This window comes from Staphylococcus caeli (assembly GCF_051413795.1).
GTDB lineage: Bacteria > Bacillota > Bacilli > Staphylococcales > Staphylococcaceae > Staphylococcus > Staphylococcus caeli_A.
In genome coordinates this window covers 57,800-78,640 of the sequence record NZ_JBOIRQ010000004.1, presented here as the reverse complement: position 1 = coordinate 78,640, position 20,841 = coordinate 57,800, and the positions used below count along the sequence as shown (strand labels likewise).

Sequence of the window (20,841 nt, the reverse complement as noted above, 5' to 3'; positions counted from 1 at the left end):
ATGTCAAAAGTCAATTTAATTGAAAGTCCTTTTCCTCTAGCACAAATTAAAGGATTGGGACCAAAGCGCTTAGCAGTATTAAATGAATTGAATATATTCACAGTTGAAGACTTAATCTTATATTTGCCAACGCGTTACGAAGATAATACTGTAATTGACTTAAATGAAGCCGAAGATCAAGCGATAGTGACAGTGGTGGGTGAAGTGTATTCAACACCTACTGTCGCTTTTTTTGGTAGAAATAAATCAAAATTAACAGTACATATCATGGTGAATCAGATTGCAGTAAAGTGTACTTTTTTCAATCAACCTTATTTGAAAAAGAAAATTGAACTTCATCAAACAGTGACAATTAAAGGTAAATGGAATAGAAGTAAACAAGAAATAAACGGGAACAGAATGTTTTTCAATCAACAAGAGACGGAAGGGTCACAATTTGAACCTGTTTATCGCATAAAAGAAGGCATCAAACAAAAACCACTTAGAGATATGATTCGTCAAATGCTTGATCATGTGACGATTCACGAATGGTTATCAGAAGATTTACGTAAAAAGTACAAATTAGAATCTCTAGAAGATACGATTAAAGCACTACACTTTGCTACAGACAAGACCTCCTTGCTTAAAGCACGTAGAACTTATGCTTTCACCGAATTATTTATGTTCGAATTAAGGATGCAATGGTTAAATCGTCTTGAAAAAACTTCTGATGAGGCAATTGAAGTTGATTATGACATAGAGTTGGTCAAACAATTTATCGATAGTTTACCTTTTGAATTAACAGATGCACAAAAACATAGTGTGAATGAAATTTTCAGAGATTTAAAAGCACCTATCCGTATGCATCGTTTATTACAGGGCGATGTTGGATCAGGAAAAACTGTAGTCGCTGCAATCTGTATGTATGCACTAAAGACTGCTGGTTATCAATCAGCATTAATGGTGCCTACTGAAATACTAGCTGAGCAACATGCAGAAAGTTTAGTAGATATCTTTGGAGAGCGTATGAATGTCGCATTACTCACAGGCTCCGTGAAAGGTAAAAAGCGTAAATTACTATTAGAACAACTCAATAATAATGAAATTGATTGTATTATTGGTACACATGCATTGATTCAAGATGATGTGAAATTTAATAATGTTGGGCTTGTTATCACCGATGAGCAACATCGATTTGGTGTGAATCAAAGACAGTTATTAAGGGAAAAAGGTGCTATGACTAATGTACTATTTATGACAGCAACACCAATTCCAAGAACGTTAGCAATATCTGTATTTGGTGAAATGGATGTCTCTTCAATTAAACAGTTACCGAAAGGGCGTAAACCTATCATTACATCTTGGTCTAAACACGAAGCATATGAAAGTGTGCTCAACCAGATGACCGTGGAATTGAGAAAAGGGCGTCAAGCTTATGTGATATGTCCCCTTATTGAAAGCTCTGAACATCTTGAAGACGTGCAAAATGTAGTGGAACTTTATGAATCATTACAGGCGCATTATGGCGAGGATAAAGTTGGCTTGTTGCACGGGAAATTACATGCAGAAGAAAAAGATCAAGTCATGCAAAGATTTAGTAATCATGATATAGACATATTAGTATCAACGACAGTTGTAGAAGTGGGTGTAAACGTACCGAATGCAACATTTATGATGATTTATGATGCTGATCGCTTTGGCTTATCTACACTGCATCAATTACGTGGTCGTGTAGGAAGAAGTGAACATCAAAGTTATTGTGTCTTAATTGCATCGCCCAAGACTGAAACAGGTATTGAACGTATGAATATCATGACACAAACGACGGATGGCTTTGAATTAAGTGAACGAGATTTAGAAATGCGTGGACCAGGAGACTTCTTTGGTGTGAAACAAAGTGGACTACCCGATTTCTTAGTAGCTAATGTGGTAGAGGATTATAAAATGCTTGAGGTCGCTAGAGACGAAGCGGCTGAATTAATACAATCAGGGAAATTTTTCGAACAACAATATAATACATTGAGAAACTTCATTGAAACAAATTTATTATATATGAGTTTTGATTAAGTTTTTAGAATTTGTTTTTCTTTTGAATGCATTGTATACTTTTTAATATATTCTAAATAAAATGAGGCTGGACATCTGCAAATGTCTCAGCCTCTATTGCATAAAAGCAAAGTTAGAATATATTGTTCTGAAAGTCTGTTAGATATTTATTTATCTAATAGGCTTTTTAATTTACACCGACATCTGTCCAAGCTTTATCAATAGCATTTACTTCTGGACTGTTTGCACCATAAAGTTCTTTTGCTGCTTCTTTGAGTGCAACTTTAGCATCAGAAAATTCTGAATTTTGAGTTAAATACTGTGTTAATGCGAGATAATAAATTTGTTCCGCTTTAGCTTCTCCAATTTTAGAAATCGTGAGATAAGCAGCTTTATTCGGAATACCGCTATTTGTATGCACGCCACCATAATCATCTCTACCATGATAGTATTGATCCATATGAGCAGGTTGGTTATACTGTTCGGGGTCTTTCATACTTCTGAGTGCGTCACCACTTCTGCCAGGTGTGTAAACGTCTTCACCCATCAACCAATCTTCGGAGTCTACAAAGTAGCCAAATACATCTGAAAATGATTCATTTAAGGCACCAGGTTGATCTTGATAGACTAGGTTGGCTGTACGTTCAGTTACTGCATGTGTTAACTCGTGGGCAATAATATCATTGGCACCTGAAAGTGATTGGAATGATTGTCCGTCGCCATCACCGTAAATCATATATTGTCCTGTCCAAGCAGCATTATTATAGTTGTTACCATAATGTACAACTGAATCAATCTGCGCACCTGCGTTATCATAACTATCACGACCATGGTGATTTAAATAATAATTGTATACTTCATTTGCATAGTAATGTGCGTCTACGCCAGCTTTTTGTGATGATTTATTAAAGTAATTATTATTGTTTGTAATTTCTGAGAAATTAGTTTTGGTATTATTTGCTGTGACAGTATGCATTTCAGCATTTTGCGTCGTATCTTTCAAAGTGTACACACCATTTGATTCAGTTAAATTTAATGGGGACTTAACATCGTTGTTTACACCAATTCCTTTACCTGTTGCAGCAGCATTGTTAATAACGTTGTCTTTTTTTAATACTTCTCCAGTACTTGCATCTACTTGAATTTTCCAATGTGCCGCTTTAGGCGAAATATAGTTAATTTCTATATCGTACACATATTTTTTACTATCGCTATTAATGTTTAATTTATTTTTACTGACTATGTCATAACCTTTAAGATTTTTCACATCTTTTTTAGTTTTATCAATCGCTTTGAATGCTTGATTTTCCGCATCAGCTTCAGAAATTTTTGTCTGATTATTTACTTCAATGTTTGGTTTATCAATATCACCATTGATTAACGTAACATTGCCACTTTCATTAACATGCACCTTAACGGCGCTGTCCTCTGCTATGACACCATTGACTTTTGGTTTCAACGTATAGTGTGTAATACCAGTTGTGTCCTGTTTTTTATCTGTGATTTCATATTGTTTAAATGCTTGATCTTCGTTAGTGATACTTTTCGATTCTTTGATATGACTTACTAATTTTCCAGCATTTTTCTGTAAATATGCTTTGACGTCGTTGTCATTGTTGATTTTAGTTTTAATAGGTTGCTTAAGACTTTCTGGTTTAATGCTGTTGTTCTTTTCTTCTGCCTGCACTTCGAATGAAGATAGTGATATGAGTGCACATGTTGCGAGTGTTGTAGTAAGTACTTTCTTCATAAATTTATTCCTCCTAAAATTTAATCCATTGACAAGAGTGACTAAACAAAGTATCTATAATATTTTTTTACATAAAATATCATACCCCATTTAAATCATTTAAAATTATACGATTTTAAAAATTTTTATTCAATACCAAAATACAAAAAATTCTGAAATTGTTAGATTTGTAATAATATGGTAATAACAATTGAGTTTTTAAAATACTATATAAAAATATTTTTATTTCATTGAGCTATCGCTTTAGTGATAGAATTTGCTGCCTCAGTATGTTTTTTGTTGAGCAAATGAAATAGAAAGTGTTATGATATGTTAGGAATGTTTAAGACTTGGTACTAAAAACATGGGAGTTCGATTGTGATGAAATTGAAAAAGCAAGAACGGCGTAATGAAATAAAAAAAGAAATAGAAAAAAATCCGTTTATCACAGATTCAGATTTAAGTGTTTTATTTTCCGTGAGTATTCAGACGATTCGTTTAGATCGAACGCACTTAAATATTCCAGAATTAAGAACTCGAATTAAATCTGTAGCTAAGGAAAATTATGAAAGTATTCGTTCAATTGAAGGTAATGAGATTATCGGTGATGTCATTAATGTACAACCTGATAAAACTGCAACTTCTATCATTCGAATTGACGAAGAATCTGTATTTACAAAAAATAAAATTGCTAGAGGTCATGTGTTATTTGCACAAGCCAATTCATTATGCGTGGCACTTATACATAAACCAATTGTATTAACACGTGAAAGTAATGTAGCATTTATAAAAACAGTTAAGTTAAATGACACGGTACGAGCAGAGGCGCGAGCTATTGAAATTACAGATAAATACTATACGATTAAAGTGGCATCATATGTGAAAGATACACTCGTATTTAACGGCACTTTTAAAATGTATTATACAAGTGAGGATGAACAAAATGGTTAAATTGGCGATTGATATGATGGGTGGAGATGACGCACCTGGAATCGTTTTGGAAGCTGTTGAAAAAGCAGTTAATGACTTTGAAGATTTAGAGATAATTTTATTCGGCGATTCAGCGCAATGTACGCTCAGTCATGAACGCGTTGAAGTAAGACATTGTACAGAAGCAATAACAATGCATGATGAGCCGGTCAGAGCAATCAAACGTAAAAAAGATAGCTCAATGGTACGTATGGCTGAAGCTGTTAAGTCAGGTGAAGCAAATGGATGTGTATCTGCAGGGAATACTGGTGCATTGATGTCTGCTGGATTGTTTATAGTTGGTCGTATCAAAGGTGTTGAACGTCCAGCACTTGTAGTAACATTGCCTACAGTGTCAGGTAAAGGATTTGTGTTTATGGATGTGGGCGCTAATGCAGATGCAAAAGCTGAACATTTATTACAGTATGCACAACTTGGTAATATATATGCTAAAAAAATAAGAAATATTGAAAATCCGTCAGTGAGTTTATTAAATATAGGTACTGAAGCGGCAAAAGGGAATACGTTGACTAAAAAAGCATATCAATTAATGTCAGACCAAAGTGATTTTAATTTTACTGGCAATGTTGAGGCTAAAGGTTTGATGAATGATGCCGCAGATGTCGTTGTAACAGATGGTTATACTGGGAATATGATTCTCAAAAACTTAGAAGGTGTTGCAAAAGCGATGGGCAAAATGTTTAAAGCCACACTTCTTAGTAGTTTTAAAAATAAAATGGCCGCGTTGGTATTACGCAAAGATTTAAATGGTCTAATGACGAAGATGGATTATGCAGAATATGGCGGTTCTGTGTTGTTAGGTTTGAATGGTACAGTAGTCAAGGCACATGGTAGTTCTAGTGCAAAAGCATTTTATTCAGCAATTCGTCAGGCTAAAATTGCAGGCGAACAAAAAATTGTTGAAACTATGACAGAAACGGTGGGGTCGAATAATGAGTAAAACAGCAATTATTTTTCCAGGACAAGGTTCTCAAAAAGTAGGCATGGCAAGCGATTTATATGAACATAATGAAGCTGCTACTACGATTTTAAATCAAGCACAAGATGCAGTGGACTTTGATATCCTAGAAACAATGTTCACAGATAGTGAAGAAAAATTAGGACAAACAGAACATACACAACCTGCATTGTTATCACACAGTGCTGCTTTATTAAATGCATTAAGCGACTTAAATGCTGATTATACTATGGGACATAGTTTAGGTGAATATGCTAGTTTAGTAGCAAGTGGCGTATTAAGTTTTGAAGATGCAGTTAAGATTGTTAGAAAACGTGGTCAACTTATGGCAGCAGCTTTTCCAAATGGTGTAGGAAGTATGGCTGCAGTATTAGGATTAGATTATGCTGAAGTAGATGCAATATGTAAAAAATTATCGACAGATGACGAAATTATTGAACCAGCAAATATTAATTCTCCAGGACAAATTGTTGTATCTGGTCACAAGTCATTAATAGACCAACTTGTTGCAGAAGGTAAAGCATTAGGTGCAAAACGAGTGTTACCTTTGGCTGTTTCAGGACCATTCCATTCATCAATGATGCAAGTAATTAAAGATGATTTTGCGAACTATATTGATCAATTTGAATGGCATAATGCTCAATTCCCTGTGGTACAAAATGTGCATGCACAAGGAGAAACAGATGCGCAAGTGATTAAAAAACATATGATTGAACAATTATATTCACCAGTGCAATTCATTGATTCAACTGAATGGCTAATTGAGCAAGGTGTAGATCATTTTATCGAGATTGGACCAGGTAAAGTACTTTCAGGATTAATCAAAAAAATAAATAGAGATGTCAAAGTAACATCAATTCAAACATTAGAAGATGTGAAAGGTTGGAATGAAAATGACTAAAAGTGCATTAGTTACAGGAGCTTCAAGAGGTATTGGACGCAGTATAGCGATCCAACTTGCTGAGGAAGGTTATAATGTAGCAGTAAACTATGCGGGTAATAAAGAAAAAGCCGAGGCTGTAGTAGAAGAAATTAAAGCAAAAGGTGTAGAAAGTTTTGCAATTCAAGCTAATGTTGCCGACGGTGATGAAGTGAAAGCAATGATTAAAGAAGTTGTAAGCCAATTTGGCTCAGTTGATGTATTGGTAAATAATGCTGGTATCACGCGTGACAACTTGCTTATGCGTATGAAAGAGCAAGAATGGGACGATGTTATCGACACAAACTTAAAAGGTGTGTTTAACTGTATACAAAAAGTAACACCACAAATGCTTAGACAAAAGAGTGGTTCTATCATTAATTTATCTAGTGTTGTCGGTGCAGTAGGTAATCCAGGACAGGCTAATTATGTAGCAACTAAAGCTGGTGTTATTGGTTTAACAAAATCAGTAGCCAAAGAATTAGCTTCAAGAAATATTACAGTGAATGCTGTCGCGCCAGGCTTTATTGTTTCGGACATGACAGATGCGTTAAGTGATGAGTTGAAAGATAAGATGTTAGAGCAGATTCCATTAGCTAAATTCGGCGAAGATGCTGATATAGCAAATACTGTTGCATTTTTAGCTTCAGAAAAAGCGAAATATATCACTGGCCAAACAATTCATGTTAACGGCGGTATGCACATGTAATCGTTGTGCACTACATTTCAATTAAGTTGATAAGTATAAGGTGTAAATCAAAAACTATTAGCTATTATTGAGGAATAAAATGTAATTTTGACTATTTAAGTATAATATATACATGTCTATAAGCATTAAAATGAATTACTACTTGTATTTCATTTGATATAATGGGAAAATATAAAAGTCTATAAGTAGACTTTTTAAAGGAGGTGAATCGACGTGGAAAACTTCGACAAAGTAAAAGATATCATCGTTGACCGTTTAGGTGTTGACGCTGAAAAAGTAACTGAAGATGCATCTTTTAAAGATGATTTAGGCGCTGACTCACTTGATATCGCTGAATTAGTTATGGAATTAGAAGATGAATTTGGTACTGAAATTCCTGATGAGGAAGCTGAAAAAATCAATACAGTTGGTGACGCAGTTAAATTTATCAATAGTATTGAAAAATAATAAACACATATCTGAGTCGTTTTGATTACGGCTCAGATTTTTTGTTGTGTTTATAATCCACATTTATAAAAAAATAGATAACTCACTAAAATATTCAAGGTGTTTTATTGTTAAATAGACAACAGTTATTTCTTTAGTTTTATAGTGATTTCACGTAAAATGTAAGGGTGTATCATCATTAGAATTGTATTTGAGGAGGAACAAGATTGACCAATCAAAAAAAGAAAGAAATGGTTCAAATTTTCCAAACTAATTTTGCTCAGAAAATGCACGAGCTCAACTTGAACTTCAATAATGTAGATTTATATCAACAAGCATTTTCACATTCAAGTTTTATCAATGACTTCAATATGAATCGATTAGATCATAATGAACGTTTGGAATTTTTAGGAGATGCAGTATTAGAATTGACGGTTTCACGCTACTTATTTGATAAGTTTCCTGAATTACCAGAAGGAAATCTAACGAAAATGCGTGCAACAATTGTATGTGAGCCTTCACTTGTAATATTTGCGAAAAAAATTCAACTCAATGATTTAATTTTGCTAGGCAAAGGCGAAGAAAAAACCGGAGGAAGAACACGACCATCGTTGGTTTCCGACGCTTTTGAAGCTTTTGTAGGTGCACTATATTTGGATCAAGGATTGGATGCGGTTTGGCAATTTGCGGAACAAATCATTTTCCCATTTGTTGAGGATGATGAATTGGATGGTGTTGTTGATTTCAAAACACAATTTCAAGAGTTCGTACATAGACAAAATAAAGGTGATGTCACATATCGCTTAATTAATGAAGAAGGACCGGCACATCACCGATTATTCACATCGGAAGTTATTTTAGAGAATGAAGCGGTCGCAGAAGGAAAAGGTAAGACCAAAAAAGAGTCTGAACAAAAAGCGGCTGAACAAGCATATAAAATTTTAAAAAATAGTGCATTGTAAAAATTATGAGCATGGTCATGTTGAATAGACTATGCCAGATATAATGCGAGTTACGTAGCACTAAGCGTGTGAGTATAAATGTTATTGATTTTCTAACGTATTTCAATTCAGTCATCTACAGCCTAATTGAAATAGAATCCGAGACATCTATTTTGTCTTAGTCTCATTTTATGTATGAATTTAAACAAATATGTTTGTATATGATTGAGTTAGAAAGTGTAAGGAACAATTTAAAGGAGAATAACATGGTTTATTTAAAATCTATAGATGCCTTTGGTTTTAAATCTTTTGCTGAACACACAAATGTCCAGTTTGATGAAGGTGTGACAGCAATCGTTGGACCTAATGGTAGCGGGAAAAGTAATATTACAGATGCAATAAAATGGGTGTTAGGTGAGCAATCAGCTAAGTCTTTACGTGGTGCAAAGATGGAAGATATTATTTTTTCGGGAGCTGAACATAGAAAAGCTCAAAACTATGCAGAAGTAAAACTAAAACTAGATAATAGCTTAGGTAAGTTACAAGTAGATGCATCAGAAGTTACAGTGACACGTCGTTTATATAGAAGTGGTGAAAGTGAATATTACCTTAATAATGATAGAGCTCGATTAAAAGATATTATCGATTTATTTCTAGATTCTGGTTTAGGTAAAGAAGCATTTAGCATTATCTCGCAAGGACGTGTTGATGAAATTTTAAATGCTAAGCCAGTAGATCGTAGACAAATTTTAGAAGAATCTGCTGGTGTTTTAAAATATAAAAAGAGAAAAGCGACATCTGTTCAAAAACTAGATCAAACAGAAGATAATTTATCACGTGTTGAAGATATCTTATACGATTTAGAAGGACGCGTGGAGCCACTTCGTGAAGAAGCAGCAATTGCAAAAGAGTACCAACATTTAGCGAAAGAAATGGAAAAAAGTGATGTGCTCGTTACGGTTCATGATATTAAACAATATAGTGAAGACATCAATGAGTTAGACGATAATTTGAATTACCTAAAGGGTCAACAAGCGACTAAAGATGCTGAGAAAGTGCAGCACACACAATCTTTAAACAAGTTTAAGGCTGAAAGACAACAACTAGATGAACGTATAGAGTCTCTGAATTATCAACTCGTAAAAGCTACAGAAGAAGTTGAAAAATACACAGGGCAACTCAATGTATTAGAAGAACGCAAGAAAAATCAATCTGAAACGAATGCACGATTTGAAGAAGAACAAGAAAGCTTGCTTAATCAAGCGGAAACGCTTAAACGAGAAAAAGCTGAAGTGCAGACGGAAATAGATCGATTAAAACAGCAACAAAAAGACTTAAATGAGCAAGTACAACATTTTGAGTCGCAATTATATGTATCAGACGAACAACATGATGAGAAACTTGAAACGATTAAAGATGAATATTATCAGTTAATGTCGGAACAGTCGGATGTAAATAATGATATTCGCTTTTTAGAACATACAATTCAAGAAAATGAAACTAAGCAATCACGTCTAGATTCAAGACTTGGCGAAGTATTTGAGCAATTGAAAAATATACAATATGAAATTAATGAAGTAGAAAAACAAAATACGGCTGCTCAGAAAGAGTTAAAAAAGGCAGAAAAACAACTGAGTGAGTATGAACAAAAGCTAACACAATTAAAACAACAGCGTAGCGAATATGAAAAAAAATTACATCAAGCATATCGTTATAATGAAAAGCTAAAATCACGTATCGATAGTGCAGCAACACAGCAAGAAGAATATAGTTATTTCTTCAATGGTGTCAAACATATCTTGAAGGCGAAAGACAATAAATTATCAGGCATCAGAGGTGCTGTTGCTGAAGTAATTCAAGTCCCGACCAATTTAACGAAGGCGATAGAAACTGCACTAGGAGCCTCATTACAGCATGTAATTGTAGAATCAGAAAAAGATGGTAGACAGGCGATTCAATATCTTAAACAGAATGGTTTAGGAAGGGCGACATTCTTGCCACTTAATGTGATTCAACCTAGACATGTTGCGAGTGATATTCTAAAAACTGCCCAGTCAGCACAAGGTTTTCTCAACATTGCTTCTGAAGCGATTCAAGTAGATTCAGATTATCACAGTGTGATACAAAACCTTTTAGGGAATACAATCATAGTAGATGAATTAAAAAATGCTAATGAATTAGCACGTAATATTCGTTATCGTACACGTATTGTGACTTTAGACGGTGACATTGTTAACCCAGGTGGTTCAATGACCGGTGGCGGAGAACGTAAGACGAAAAGTATATTAGCTCAAAAAGACGAGCTCACTCAAATGCGTGCACAATTAGAAGACTACCAAAAGCAAACCATTAATTTTGAGCAACAATACCAGGCTATCAAGGATGAAGCAGATCAAATTAGTGAGCGTTATTTTGATACGAGTCAAAATTATAATGTGCTCAAACAAAAAGTTCATGACTTCGAACTAGAGTTAGACAGGCTTAGAAAAAATGAAACACATTTAAAAGATGAGCATGAAGAATTTGAATTTGAGAAAAATGATGGCTATCAAAGTGAAACAAGTAAACAAACGTTGAATGATAAACAACAACGTTTGAAACAAATCAAACAACAACTACAGAAGTTAGAAGAGGACATCAATCTCTATACAAAATTATCTAAAGAAGGTAAAGAGAGCACGACTCAAATCCAACAACAATTGCATCAAAAACAATCAGATCTCGCTGTGGTTAAAGAACGTTTGAATGCTCAAAAGCAATCACTGTCAAAAACAACCAAACAAATCGCGCATGTTGAAGACCAACAAGATAGATTGGATGAACAAATAAAATTATTTAATTCAGATGAAGTGACCGGAGAAAAAGCTTTTGAAACAATCCAAAATCATATTGCACAAAGTAAAACGGAGAAGGCGAATCTAACGACTGAAACCGATGAAGTTAAATCGCGTAGACTGGATTTGAATGATACAATTGAAGAGACTGATCAGAAACTTCAAGAGGCAAATCAAGATATACTATCCATAGAGAATAGATACCAAGATATTAAGTCTGAGCAATCACGATTAGATGTATTAATTAACCATGCAATGGATCACTTAAGCGAGGATTATCACTTAACATATGAACGCGCAAGTGAACTATATGAACTTGACGAAGATATTGATGCTCTGCGTAAAAAAGTAAAATTAACAAAAATGTCTATAGAAGAATTAGGGCCTGTAAATTTAAATGCAATAGAGCAGTTCGAAGAAATCAATACACGTTACACATTTTTAGATGAACAGCGTACAGACCTGCGTGCAGCAAAATCGACATTAGAACAATTGATTGAAGAGATGGATCAAGAGGTTAAAGATCGCTTCAAAGAGACATTTCATGCAGTACAAGGGCATTTCACTGCAGTGTTCAAGTCATTATTTGGCGGTGGACAAGCAGAATTGCGATTAACCGATGATGATTATTTATCGGCTGGCGTAGATATTATAGTGCAACCTCCAGGTAAAAAATTACAACATTTATCATTATTAAGTGGCGGGGAACGTGCATTAAGCGCAATCGCATTGTTATTTGCAATCTTAAAAGTAAGATCAGCACCGTTTGTTATCTTAGATGAGGTAGAAGCAGCATTAGATGAAGCAAATGTCATTCGATATGCACAATACTTAAAAGAACTATCTGATCAAACGCAATTTATTGTTATTACTCACCGTAAAGGGACAATGGAATTTTCTGATAGATTGTATGGCGTTACAATGCAAGAATCAGGTGTTTCTAAGCTAGTAAGTGTTAATCTAAATACTATTGATGAAGTCATTAAGGAGGAACAAGTATGAGCTTTTTCAAACGATTAAAAGATAAGTTCTCTGCACAACCTGAAGTGGAGAAACAAGAAAATGAACTGGAAACATTATCTGAAGATAAAGAACAAGAACAAGTTACAGAGCAAACAGAGATTGAACAGCCAGAAAAGAAAAAGCCTAAGAAGTTAAAAGAGGCAGACTTTGATGATGATGGTTTAATATCTATTGAAGACTTTGAGGAAATTGAAGCGCAACAACTTGGTGCGAAATTTAGAGCAGGGTTAGAAAAATCACGTGAGAATTTCCAAGCTCAATTGAATAACTTAATTGCACGTTATCGTAAAGTTGATGAAGAGTTTTTTGAAGCTTTAGAAGAAATGCTAATTACTGCAGACGTTGGATTTAATACTGTGATGCAGTTAGTCGAAGAATTACGTGTAGAAGCACAAAGACGTAACATTACAGAAACTGAAGATTTACGTGAAGTTATCGTTGAAAAAATAGTTGAGATTTATCATCAAGATGATACGAATTCAGAAGTCATGAATATTGAAAATGAAGGTCTGAATGTTATCTTAATGGTTGGTGTAAATGGTGTAGGTAAGACTACAACGATTGGTAAACTTGCGCACCGTTACCAAGCAGAAGGCAAGAAAGTAATGCTAGCCGCTGGTGATACATTTAGAGCTGGTGCGATTCAACAATTGAAAGTTTGGGGCGAACGTGTTGGCGTTGATGTTATGAGTCAAAGCGAGGGTTCTGACCCTGCAGCGGTAATGTATGATGCGATTAATGCAGCTAAAAGTAAAGGTGTAGATATTTTAATTTGTGATACAGCAGGTCGTTTACAAAATAAATCTAATTTAATGAATGAATTAGAAAAAGTGAAGCGCGTAATTAGTCGTTCAGTGCCTGAAGCACCACATGAAGTATTATTATGTTTAGATGCTACAACTGGGCAAAATGCGTTATCACAAGCTAAAACATTTAAAGAGGTAACCAACGTTACAGGTATCGTACTAACGAAACTTGATGGTACGGCCAAAGGTGGTATTGTACTTGCAATTAGAAATGAATTACACATTCCAGTTAAATATGTTGGTTTAGGTGAAAAATTAGACGATTTACAACCATTTAATCCTGAAAGTTATGTTTATGGACTATTTGCTGATATGATAGAACAAAATGTTGATGAAGCAGAAGTATCTGAAGAAGATCAAGGTATAGTAGAGACTGAAGGTCAATCGAATGAGCCAAAATGATTTAATTAAAACGATTCGAATGAATTATCTTTTTGATTTCTATCAAGCACTACTTACCGAAAAACAACGTAATTATTTAGAACTGTTCTACTTACAAGACTATTCCTTAAGTGAGATAGCAGATACATTTGATGTGAGTCGTCAAGCAGTGTATGATAACATAAGAAGAACTGGCGACTTAGTAGAAGACTATGAAGAAAAACTGGGATTATATCGAAATTTCGAGCAAAGACAACAAATATATGAACAAATTAAACAACATATAAATGATCCAGAACAAATTAAACAAGATATTCAATCATTAGAAGATTTAGAGTGAATTGAGAAAAAGGAGGGTATTTGATATGGCATTTGAAGGATTATCCGATCGTTTACAAGGAACGATGCAAAAAATCCGCGGTAAAGGTAAAGTTACTGAAGCTGATATTAAATTAATGATGCGTGAAGTTAGATTAGCATTACTAGAAGCCGATGTTAACTTTAAAGTTGTTAAGGATTTTGTCAAAACTGTATCAGATAGAGCTTTAGGTTCAGATGTAATGAAATCATTAACACCTGGACAACAAGTTATTAAAATTGTACAAGAAGAATTGACCCAACTCATGGGTGGGGAAAATGCTTCGATTAAAATGGCTAATAAACCGCCAACAGTTGTAATGATGGTTGGTTTACAAGGTGCAGGTAAAACGACGACTGCAGGTAAATTAGCACTATTAATGCGTAAGAAATATAATAAAAAACCAATGCTCGTTGCTGCAGATATTTATCGTCCTGCCGCTATTGATCAATTGCAAACTGTAGGTAAACAAATTGATATACCTGTCTATAGTGAAGGCGATCAAGTGAAGCCACAACAAATTGTTGATAATGCAATTAAGCATGCAAAAGAAGAACACTTAGACTTTGTAATTATCGATACAGCTGGTCGTTTACATGTAGATGAAGCGTTGATGCAAGAACTAAGTGATGTTAAAGAAATCACAAAACCAGATGAAATTATGCTTGTAGTAGATGCAATGACTGGTCAAGACGCAGTAAATGTTGCGCAGTCATTTGATGAGCAACTTGAAGTTTCAGGTGTTACTTTGACGAAATTAGATGGTGATACACGTGGTGGTGCTGCGTTATCAATTCGATCAGTAACACAAAAACCAATTAAATTTGTGGGTATGAGTGAGAAACTCGATGGCTTAGAACCGTTCCACCCAGAACGAATGGCATCACGTATACTTGGTATGGGTGATGTACTAAGTTTAATAGAGAAGGCGCAACAAGATGTAGATGAAGATAAAGCTAAAGATTTAGAGAAAAAGATGCGTACATCTTCATTTACTTTGGATGACTTTTTAGAACAATTAGACCAAGTCAAAAATCTTGGGCCATTAGATGACATTATGAAGATGATACCTGGCATGAATAAAATGAAAGGTATTGATAAGCTTAATATGAATGAAAAGCAAATCGATCATATTAAAGCAATTATTCAATCTATGACACCAAGTGAACGTGATAATCCAGATACTTTAAATGTATCTCGTAAAAAGCGTATCGCCAAAGGTTCAGGCCGCACAGTTCAAGAAGTCAATCGCTTAATGAAACAATTTAATGACATGAAGAAAATGATGAAACAATTTACCGGTGGCGGTAAAGGTAAAAAAGGTAAACGTAAGCAAATGGAAAATATGATGAATGGTATGAACTTACCGTTTTAAGATACAGTAATGTATGAAATAGAGGCTGTGACATAAATAGTGTTACAGTCTCTATCTTTGTATAATAGTAGTTGGTTAAAAAAGCCTATTCTAGTCATCTTGGCTGGGCTCGGACTAAGTAATTTTAAATAGCTAATAAAAGCATTATTTCTTGGTGGAGAGCATAATGACAGTTTAATAAATGGTGTCATTGAAGTAGAATTTTAAATTTTTAAAATTGGTAAAGAAGAAACTCTTTACAAAGCATTGGATAACTGTTATCATTATTTCTTGTAGAAAATAAAAATTATAAAACATAAAGGAGCGAATATAAATGGCAGTTAAATTACGTTTAACACGTTTAGGTTCAAAAAGAAATCCATTCTATCGTATCGTAGCAGCTGATGCACGTGCGCCACGTGACGGTCGTAATATCGAACAAATCGGTACTTACAACCCAAACAATGTGAATGCAGCAGAAGTTAAGATTGACGAAGAATTAGCACTTAAATGGTTGAAAAATGGTGCGAAACCTACAGATACAGTTCACAATATCTTATCAAGAGAAGGTATCTTGAAGAAATTTGATGAACAAAAATAAGGTTTCAACCTAAAATACAAATGAATGTTTGTAAGAGCCTGGGACATAAATAGATGTCTCAGGCTCATTTTATGTTTATGATTAAAATGTAATGAATGATATGAAGTTAGGAATATTATAATTGTTTCTAGATTTAGAGTGTTTTTTCTATAGTTGAATGGGTAACTGTGATAGCTGTAACATGTTATAATATTAAGATAAGTAATGAAAATATATACATAATAAAATAAATAAATAGGCAAAGTATACCGGAGGAACATAACATGAAAGTTGAAGTAGGTAAAATTGTTAATACACATGGTATTAAAGGCGAAATAAAGGTGAAGTCAAATTCAGATTTTACAGATACACGTTTTCAACCTGGTGAAACAGTTGTTATTGATCGTAAAGCACAAGAGCCGCTCACGTTTACCATAAAATCATATCGTATGCATAAAGGGCTTCATATGCTAACATTTGAAGGCATTAATAATATTAATGATATAGAGTATTTAAAGGGAGAAACGTTATTACAAGAACGTGACCATGAAGAAATAGAATTAGGTGAACATGAATTTTATTATTCTGATATCATCGGTTGCACTGTATTTGATGATGCAGATACACCTATAGGGCGAGTAACGGAAATTTTTGAGACGGGTGCCAATGACGTATGGGTTGTTAAAGGCGACAAAGAGTATTTAATTCCTTATATTGCAGATGTTGTCAAAGAAATAGATGTAGAAGGTAGACGAATTCAAATCACGCCTATGGAAGGATTGTTAGATTGATGAAAATCGATTACTTAACATTATTTCCAGAAATGTTTAATGGCGTATTAAACCAGTCAATTCTTAAGCGTGCTCAAGATAAAGGTCTATTACAAGTAAATACAGTTGATTTTAGACATTTTGCTGAAAATAAACATAACCAAGTAGACGATTATCCATTTGGTGGTGGTCAAGGCATGGTTCTGAAACCAGAACCGGTTTTTAATGCAATGGCAAGTATTGAAAAAACAGCAGACACGCGTGTTATTTTAATGTGTCCACAAGGACGTCCATTTGATCAGGCGATTGCCAATGAATTGAGTGAGGTAGAACATCTAGTATTTATATGTGGACATTATGAAGGATATGATGAAAGAATTCGCGAACATTTAGTCACTGATGAAATTTCAATGGGTGATTATGTGTTAACTGGTGGAGAGTTACCTGCAATGGTAATGACCGATGCCATAGTGAGATTGTTACCTGGTGTGCTTGGTAATAAGCAATCACACATGGATGATTCTTTTCAAGATGGACTATTAGAATTTCCGCAATATACAAGACCACGTGAATATCAATCAATGGCAGTACCTGATGTGTTATTGTCAGGTAATCATGCAAATATTGAAAAATGGCGTCATGAACAAAAAATCATACGCACGTTTGAAAAGCGTCCAGACTTATTAGAACAATATAAATTAACAAAAGAAGAGCAAGATATTATAGAAAGATACAAAAAGCAATTGAAAAAAGATTAGCAGTGTGCTAATATATTTTAAGTGTGCGACACACGAAAAATCACTATGATCCGCTGCTATATTTTGTCTAGGCAAGAACATAGGTTGAAGGAGAGAAAAAATAATGAGTAATCACAAATTAATCGAAGCAGTAACTCAATCGCAATTACGCACAGACTTACCTTCATTCCGTCCTGGTGACACTTTAAAAGTGCACGTACGTATTGTTGAGGGTACACGTGAACGTATCCAAGTATTCGAAGGTGTAGTTATCAAACGCCGTGGTGGAGGTATTTCTGAAACTTTCACTGTACGTAAGATTTCTTCAGGTGTAGGTGTGGAACGTACATTCCCATTACACACACCAAAAATCGAAACAATTGAAGTTAAACGTCGTGGTAAAGTACGTCGTGCTAAATTATACTACCTACGTGAATTACGTGGTAAAGCTGCTAGAATTAAAGAAATTCGTTAATCAGCATAATAAGTATATTAAAAGCGATTCTCTATATGAGAATCGCTTTTTTTGTATTTTATGGCCATTTAACATTTTCCAATAAATCATGATAGTTACTATAGGGTTATATAAAATAAAAGACCGCAGCGACTCAACTAATAGTCGCTGCGGTTTAACTTTTTCAATTTAATCATTTAACCATGTTATTTATTTCTACGTTTTAACCACACTGTGAATACAATACTAGATAGTATGCCGAATATTGTTGATACTATCAATAAGCCAAGATGTGGTGGTGTATATTTAAGTTTAATCTGTTCTTGACCTTTTTCTACTGGAATGACGGTCATAATACCATTGCCTTGTTTAACAGGTATTGTTTGATTGTTTGCATACGCACGCATACCTTCACGATAGGACATTGTTAATACTATGTAGCCTGAATCATGCTGGTCCTTTGTAATGGTATAACCATCACGTTGCTGTGAAACTTTTACAGGATGCAATGATTTTGAAGCTTTTTGTAGTGTTTGATAATCTTCACCATAAATGCCCTTCATTTTAAAACGGTATGTGCCTTTAGATAATTTAATATTGAGATCTTCATTAGCCTTCACACGCATTGTAACTGGCGTGACGAAGCGTCTGTATTTATAAGTGAGTGGATTACGTTGCTGACTGTATTCATTAATGCCAACGTTGTGTGATTTATCTGGTGTTAACAATTCAACATCCATTTCGACGTACATATCTTTGTATTTTTGAGCTATTGATTTTGGTAAATGGTAACTAATACCACCATTATCTTTCGAAACGATGATTTCATTATTTTTTTGCTGACGCGCATCATGTAAGCTGTGTGAAGCGTTTTTTAATAAATTTTGGTTGCTCTTAAAGTGCTGATTTGCTGTATAACTATTATCGTTAAAAACAACGCCTTGTAACATGGCTTGTTCTCTGTCTAATGGAGATTTGAGGTCATTTGCATCAAAAACTTTTTTAGTAATATGTGCACTCGGATATTGGATTTGATTTGTCGAATGTATAAAAGCTTCGTCTTTAGAATGATGAACAACATCCTTTTCTTTAAAACCATAAGGCATATTGAGATCATCAGGACGGCGTATACGGTCACTTACATCCCATAATGCCATTAAATTTGCACGATTTGACATAAGACGATAAGTACTATTTTTATCGGTATGCATGTTTATTTGTAAAGTTTTATCATAATATCTTAAAATATCTCCATCAAAAATACTTGAATATAATGCAATTCCATTAAAATGATAAATCATCGGAGAATTCAAACCATATTGTGACATATAATCTATACGTTGCAATGGATTAGTTGACTGTTCTTGAATGGTATCAATTTTTTTAGCTAATGCAGGACTCTTATAGGCAGAATCTGACATGGCTTGTTGAGTAGATTCATATTTTTTTACATTATTAAAGTGATGATTCGACAATATTATGCTTTGTTGAATGATGAATAAACATATGATTGTAGGCATCATCCACTTTTTGTTTAATAGATGTTTTTTATGCAAAATGAAACCAAGTAGTATCATTAATAATAAGCAAATAGTCATCCAGGACATTTTTTGATCTTTCACAATAATCATCATTACTAGCATAATTAAACATGTTGGAATACAAGCATAAACATAATTTTTGAATGATAACTCTGCAAGATGTTGAATAAATAATGCGATGAGACCTGCAGTAGTAAATGCAAATATGTATACCCAACGACGTTCAGGTGTTGAAAAACCATTAAACATGCTGTCAAAATGTGGCGTGATTGAACCAATTAGCATTATCCATGTAGCAATAGCAAAAAGTCTATAATAGTAATGTTTGTATAATTTAAATGAAAGTAGTGCAACAATAGCGATGATGGATACAGTAATATAAAATCCGTTAGTGAAAAAGTGTTTTTGACGTGCGAAATCGGTAAACATCGGTATATTAAAATGTGGATTGCTGACCCTATCATTATTTAAAAATGAACTTACACCGGTATAAAATCCCCATATTCCAATGAGTGTACTTAAAAATACTGCTACAGGTATCATCCATAATTGTTGTTTTCTCGTAACTATATCGTTGGGGTGTGGCCAAATAAATCGATATATAGCATACGCTAATATGACAATAGCTTCATAATAGCTAAAATAAAAATTTGAAAATAGGGTCAATGCAATTGCAAAAATAAACAAACCAATTTTCTGTTCTTTATAAAAGCGTTCGATACCTAATAAAGATAAAGGAAGGAATATCAATAAATCTCCATAATAGGACCAAGTGAAATTAAAATAAATAACAGTTGTTGATGCTGCATAAAGCATTGCAGCAAGAAATAGTGTATAACCTTTAACTTTTATATATTTAAAAAAGTAGAATGAAAGAACAAATGTAGCTATGCCTTTAACAAAGGCTACAATGAGCTGGTTACTCGCCCAAAATGTAATGTTTTGAGGCGTACTATGAAATAAATGTTCGGATAGCCATACAAATATAAAATTTACTAACGTAAATGGAGATGTAGCATAATAATACGCCAAATCTTTTACATAATCGCCGCCTAAACCAAATGAATGATCATAAAAACTTTTGAAATGGCTAAAATGATCATATAAATACATTTGAAACGGCATCATTTGTCTGTAACCGTCACCGGAGCCACTAAAAACAATACCTTGTGTAAGATAACGATAAATGTATGGTGTAAACGTAAGCAATGCGACAAATAATCCCATTGCAATGATACATAAAAACCTAGTTACTTTGTGTGCCCAAAGTTTATGAAACATGGTCATACCTCATAGCTAATAAACT

The 20,841-nt window shown here is 34.0% G+C and carries 17 protein-coding genes; 15 read left to right on the top strand and 2 right to left on the bottom strand.

Annotated features, from left to right (window positions below; translation table 11 throughout):
- Positions 1-2,046, top strand: coding sequence for an ATP-dependent DNA helicase RecG (recG, locus tag ACSULM_RS03720; protein WP_436860683.1), 2,046 nt, complete (start codon positions 1-3; stop codon positions 2,044-2,046).
- Positions 2,047-2,212: 166 nt separating this feature from the next.
- Here the strand turns inward: recG and ACSULM_RS03715 are convergent, their stop codons facing one another.
- The gene (locus ACSULM_RS03715) at positions 2,213-3,775 is read right to left on the bottom strand and encodes a M4 family metallopeptidase (RefSeq protein WP_436860681.1); all 1,563 of its coding nucleotides are present in this window, start codon (positions 3,773-3,775) and stop codon (positions 2,213-2,215) included.
- A gap of 360 nt (positions 3,776-4,135) precedes the next feature.
- Between ACSULM_RS03715 and fapR the strand changes: the two genes are divergently transcribed.
- The 14 genes from fapR to rplS all read left to right on the top strand — a co-directional run bounded on the left by fapR (position 4,136) and on the right by rplS (position 18,015).
- Positions 4,136-4,705 carry a transcription factor FapR gene (gene fapR / locus ACSULM_RS03710; protein WP_436853672.1) on the top strand — a complete coding sequence of 190 codons (570 nt, stop codon included), beginning with the start codon at positions 4,136-4,138 and terminating at the stop codon, positions 4,703-4,705.
- Entirely contained in the window at positions 4,698-5,684 is a 987-nt protein-coding gene (gene plsX / locus ACSULM_RS03705; protein WP_436854231.1) for a phosphate acyltransferase PlsX, read from the top strand. The genes fapR and plsX overlap by 8 nt, the downstream gene beginning before the upstream one ends.
- Complete coding sequence (gene fabD / locus ACSULM_RS03700) at positions 5,677-6,603, top strand: ACP S-malonyltransferase (RefSeq protein ID WP_436860680.1); 927 nt, start codon at positions 5,677-5,679, stop codon at positions 6,601-6,603. Before plsX ends, fabD begins: the two co-directional genes overlap by 8 nt.
- Complete coding sequence (gene fabG, locus ACSULM_RS03695) at positions 6,596-7,330, top strand: 3-oxoacyl-[acyl-carrier-protein] reductase (RefSeq protein ID WP_436860677.1); 735 nt, start codon at positions 6,596-6,598, stop codon at positions 7,328-7,330. Before fabD ends, fabG begins: the two co-directional genes overlap by 8 nt.
- A gap of 213 nt (positions 7,331-7,543) precedes the next feature.
- Positions 7,544-7,777 (top strand): acyl carrier protein, encoded by a 234-nt coding sequence (locus tag ACSULM_RS03690; protein ID WP_002483492.1) that lies wholly within the window; start codon positions 7,544-7,546, stop codon positions 7,775-7,777.
- Between the two features lie 206 nt (positions 7,778-7,983).
- The gene (gene rnc, locus ACSULM_RS03685; protein WP_436860675.1) at positions 7,984-8,718 is read left to right on the top strand and encodes a ribonuclease III; all 735 of its coding nucleotides are present in this window, start codon (positions 7,984-7,986) and stop codon (positions 8,716-8,718) included.
- A 245-nt stretch (positions 8,719-8,963) separates the two neighbouring features.
- Positions 8,964-12,533 carry a chromosome segregation protein SMC gene (gene smc / locus ACSULM_RS03680; protein ID WP_436860673.1) on the top strand — a complete coding sequence of 1,190 codons (3,570 nt, stop codon included), beginning with the start codon at positions 8,964-8,966 and terminating at the stop codon, positions 12,531-12,533.
- The gene (gene ftsY, locus ACSULM_RS03675) at positions 12,530-13,762 is read left to right on the top strand and encodes a signal recognition particle-docking protein FtsY (protein WP_436860670.1); all 1,233 of its coding nucleotides are present in this window, start codon (positions 12,530-12,532) and stop codon (positions 13,760-13,762) included. Before smc ends, ftsY begins: the two co-directional genes overlap by 4 nt.
- Complete coding sequence (locus tag ACSULM_RS03670; RefSeq protein ID WP_069995611.1) at positions 13,749-14,081, top strand: putative DNA-binding protein; 333 nt, start codon at positions 13,749-13,751, stop codon at positions 14,079-14,081. The genes ftsY and ACSULM_RS03670 overlap by 14 nt, the downstream gene beginning before the upstream one ends.
- Positions 14,082-14,106: 25 nt before the next feature.
- The gene (gene ffh / locus ACSULM_RS03665; protein WP_436860668.1) at positions 14,107-15,474 is read left to right on the top strand and encodes a signal recognition particle protein; all 1,368 of its coding nucleotides are present in this window, start codon (positions 14,107-14,109) and stop codon (positions 15,472-15,474) included.
- 313 nt (positions 15,475-15,787) lie between these two features.
- Positions 15,788-16,054 (top strand): 30S ribosomal protein S16, encoded by a 267-nt coding sequence (gene rpsP, locus ACSULM_RS03660; RefSeq protein ID WP_436853679.1) that lies wholly within the window; start codon positions 15,788-15,790, stop codon positions 16,052-16,054.
- A 263-nt stretch (positions 16,055-16,317) separates the two neighbouring features.
- On the top strand, positions 16,318-16,824 hold the full coding sequence (rimM, locus tag ACSULM_RS03655) for a ribosome maturation factor RimM (protein ID WP_436860665.1): 507 nt from the start codon (positions 16,318-16,320) through the stop codon (positions 16,822-16,824).
- The gene (trmD, locus tag ACSULM_RS03650) at positions 16,824-17,561 is read left to right on the top strand and encodes a tRNA (guanosine(37)-N1)-methyltransferase TrmD (RefSeq protein ID WP_436860762.1); all 738 of its coding nucleotides are present in this window, start codon (positions 16,824-16,826) and stop codon (positions 17,559-17,561) included. The genes rimM and trmD overlap by 1 nt, the downstream gene beginning before the upstream one ends.
- Positions 17,562-17,664: 103 nt before the next feature.
- Entirely contained in the window at positions 17,665-18,015 is a 351-nt protein-coding gene (gene rplS / locus ACSULM_RS03645) for a 50S ribosomal protein L19 (protein WP_069995606.1), read from the top strand.
- A gap of 185 nt (positions 18,016-18,200) precedes the next feature.
- Here the strand turns inward: rplS and ACSULM_RS03640 are convergent, their stop codons facing one another.
- Positions 18,201-20,816, bottom strand: a complete 2,616-nt coding sequence (locus ACSULM_RS03640; RefSeq protein WP_436860663.1) for a YfhO family protein — start codon at positions 20,814-20,816, stop codon at positions 18,201-18,203.
- Between the last annotated feature and the right edge of the window lie 25 nt (positions 20,817-20,841).